The 2809-nt window shown below is 26.7% G+C and carries 3 protein-coding genes and 1 pseudogene; 3 read left to right on the top strand and 1 reads right to left on the bottom strand.

The genetic code is table 11. The features are described from left to right. Positions 1-70: 70 nt before the first annotated feature. Positions 71-802, bottom strand: a complete 732-nt coding sequence (locus E6A48_RS11130; protein WP_219710353.1) for an SIR2 family NAD-dependent protein deacylase — start codon at positions 800-802, stop codon at positions 71-73. A gap of 288 nt (positions 803-1090) precedes the next feature. On the opposite strand from E6A48_RS11130, the gene E6A48_RS11125 reads away from it, so the two are divergent. From E6A48_RS11125 to E6A48_RS11115, 3 genes and pseudogenes are all read left to right on the top strand, one after another. Continuing rightward, entirely contained in the window at positions 1091-1738 is a 648-nt protein-coding gene (locus tag E6A48_RS11125; RefSeq protein ID WP_013244125.1) for a redox-sensing transcriptional repressor Rex, read from the top strand. A gap of 13 nt (positions 1739-1751) precedes the next feature. Next, positions 1752-2450, top strand: a complete 699-nt coding sequence (locus E6A48_RS11120) for a phosphatase PAP2 family protein (RefSeq protein ID WP_219710351.1) — start codon at positions 1752-1754, stop codon at positions 2448-2450. 13 nt (positions 2451-2463) lie between these two features. After that, positions 2464-2809 (top strand): annotated as a pseudogene (locus tag E6A48_RS11115) (tetratricopeptide repeat protein); the annotation flags it as partial.

Here is a 2809-nt window from a genome sequence, read left to right as displayed (position 1 = left end):
GGGCAAAGCCCTGCAAATAATAAAAATAAAGAAAGTTAAAAATTTTTTGTAGTTATAGTAAAATAAAAAATTATAAATATTTCTCTATTTCTGTAAATGCAACACCTGCTTTCTCTTTAACATAAATATCAACTATTGAGTTTGTAAAATTAGAAGGCTCCGGATTAATCTCCATTATTGTTGCACCAGCTCTCTTTGCTATATGAGGAATTTGAGCAGCAGGCATAACTTCTCCGCCTGTTCCTATTATGATAAATAAATCACATTTCTGAGCGTCTTCTATAGAGCTTTGAAAATCGTAAGTAGGTAAAGCCTCTCCAAAAAATACAAAATTGGGCTTTAATATGGCATTACAATTTTCACAAGTAGGAGGGTCCATTGATAATATTTTTTTATCTATTTTATATTTATTATGACATTTCATACATACAGCATATTGTGCCGTGCCATGAAGTTCGTATACAATTTTGCTTCCTGCTTCTTGATGAAGATTATCTATATTCTGAGTGATTACAGAACGCATAATGCCTTTTTTTTCTAATTCTGCTAATACCAAATGAGCTTTATTAGGCTTAACGTTGTCTATAGGTTCGTAGAATACTTTTTTTAATGAATGCCATGCTTCTTTAGGGTGTCTTGTGAAGTATGAAATTTCAGCAAATTGGCTTCCATGTTTTTCCCAAAGCCCATTTTCTCCCCTAAAAGGAGGCACTCCGCTTTCTACACTTATGCCTGCACCAGTGAATGCTACGGCATATTTTGATGATTTTATTTTGTCTGCTATCTCTTTATAATCTATCATACTTATTATTATATAATAAAAAGATATTATTTCCACAATAATTTTTTAATAAATTCCAATATTTAATAAAAAATAAAAAAAAATGTGTGTTTATATTTTACTTTTTGTTTATATTTTATATACTTAAAGATACATATAATAATATATTATACTAAAATAAAATATATAAAAATGATATTATTGTATTATTAAATAATCAGATAAATAATCATAAATCATTGACAGTAATATTTTTATGATATAATATAATAAGTATATGTAATAAAAAAGACTGTAGAGGTATTTAAAATGATTAGCAGAACACAGATAATGCGACTATTAAAATATAAAAATGCATTAAGAAGAATGAAGAGTTTTGGTTTTATCAAAGCATATTCTAATAACTTGGGTGATGCAATAGGAATAACCTCTGTTCAGGTAAGAAAAGATTTTTCACTCTTTAATATATCCGGCAACAAGAAAGGCGGTTATAATATAGATGATTTATTAGACCAAATAGATAATATATTAGGTAAACAAATATCGCATAATATAATATTAATAGGCTACGGAAAAATAGGTAAAGCTTTGGTTAATTATAGAGGCTTTGAAAATGAAGCTATAAAGATAATAGCAGCTTTCGACCATAACCCTGACAAAATAGATAGAAATGCCCCTACACCAATACTTCCTATAGATGAGTTAAAAGATTTTATTATTAACAATAAAATAGAGATAGCAATATTAACAGTTCCAGATTTGGAAGCACAAAGAATGTTTGATGTAATATGTAATGCTGGTATTAAGGGTGTATTAAACTTTGCCCCTATAAAATTACTAGAAAGACCAGATTGTATTATTAATGATGTTAATATAGCAGATGAAATAGAATCATTATTTTATTTTATTAATGATGTTAAATTGCCTTCTTCTAAGAAATCTAAAGAAAAGAAATAAGCTTTTTTAGATTATGGAACAACAAAATAATATAAACAATCAAGACGAAGATATAAAAAAAAATGATGAGTTGCATAAAAAAAGGCTTAAAAGAAAAAAATTAAAAAAAATCTTAAAGCGTAGAAGAAAGAAAAAAAGAATAGCATATATCAACAGTCTTCCATTAATAAAACTATTATCCAAAATAGATGACAAGTTATTTTTAAAGATTTTTAAAGATAATAGAAAAGGCTCTTTTAAGAGTTTTATGAAGTTTATGAGCAGGCTTGGCGATGGTTATGTGTGGGCGGGGATTTATCTTATATTTTATATGTTTAGGATAGATTATGCTTTAATATATTTTTCTCGGGCTTTAACATCGGCTATTATATGTATATTTGTTTTTTTATACACAAAGAATTTTTTCAGTCGCATTCGTCCATATAAAAAGCATGGTAAAATACCTATAATGTATCCTCCAGATAAGCATTCTTTTCCATCTGGGCACACTATGGTAGCTTTTGCAATATCTTTTTCTATGGGAAGCTATAGTTTATATTCTGTTTTATTATTTTATAGTATTGCTTTTTTAATAGCATTTAGTAGGGTTTATGTTGGGCTTCATTATCCCTTTGATGTTATATCTGGAATAATATCTGGCACTATTATAGGGGCATGTACTAATTTACTTTTTTATTATATAACAGGTCTTCCTATGATTGGGCATCTTTGATATAATATAAGGCATGAAAATATTTTTTATATTCTTGTTAATAACTGCTGTAACATTCGCACAAAACTCTGTAATGGTATTTCAAAATAACAGCGATTATATGCATAGAGCTCTCTATGATTTAATTACCAAAAATATTTTTCTTTATTCTCATTTTAAAATTATAGAAACAAAAGAAAATAATAATTATAATCAAGTTAAATCAAAGATAAAAGAATTGAGTGCAAAAAATAATTCTGACATTTCTATTTTGTATAATATAAAAACTTTTGGAGATGGTTTTTTACTTAATTACATTATTTATAATAATTCTAATAGATGGTATGAGAATGAATATTATTTTAGAGAAACTAATATGT

Origin of the sequence: Brachyspira pilosicoli, assembly GCF_019402445.1 — a bacterium.
GTDB lineage: Bacteria > Spirochaetota > Brachyspiria > Brachyspirales > Brachyspiraceae > Brachyspira > Brachyspira pilosicoli_B.
The sequence above is the reverse complement of the archived record's forward strand: the minus strand, read 5'-3'. Positions and strand labels throughout refer to the sequence as shown.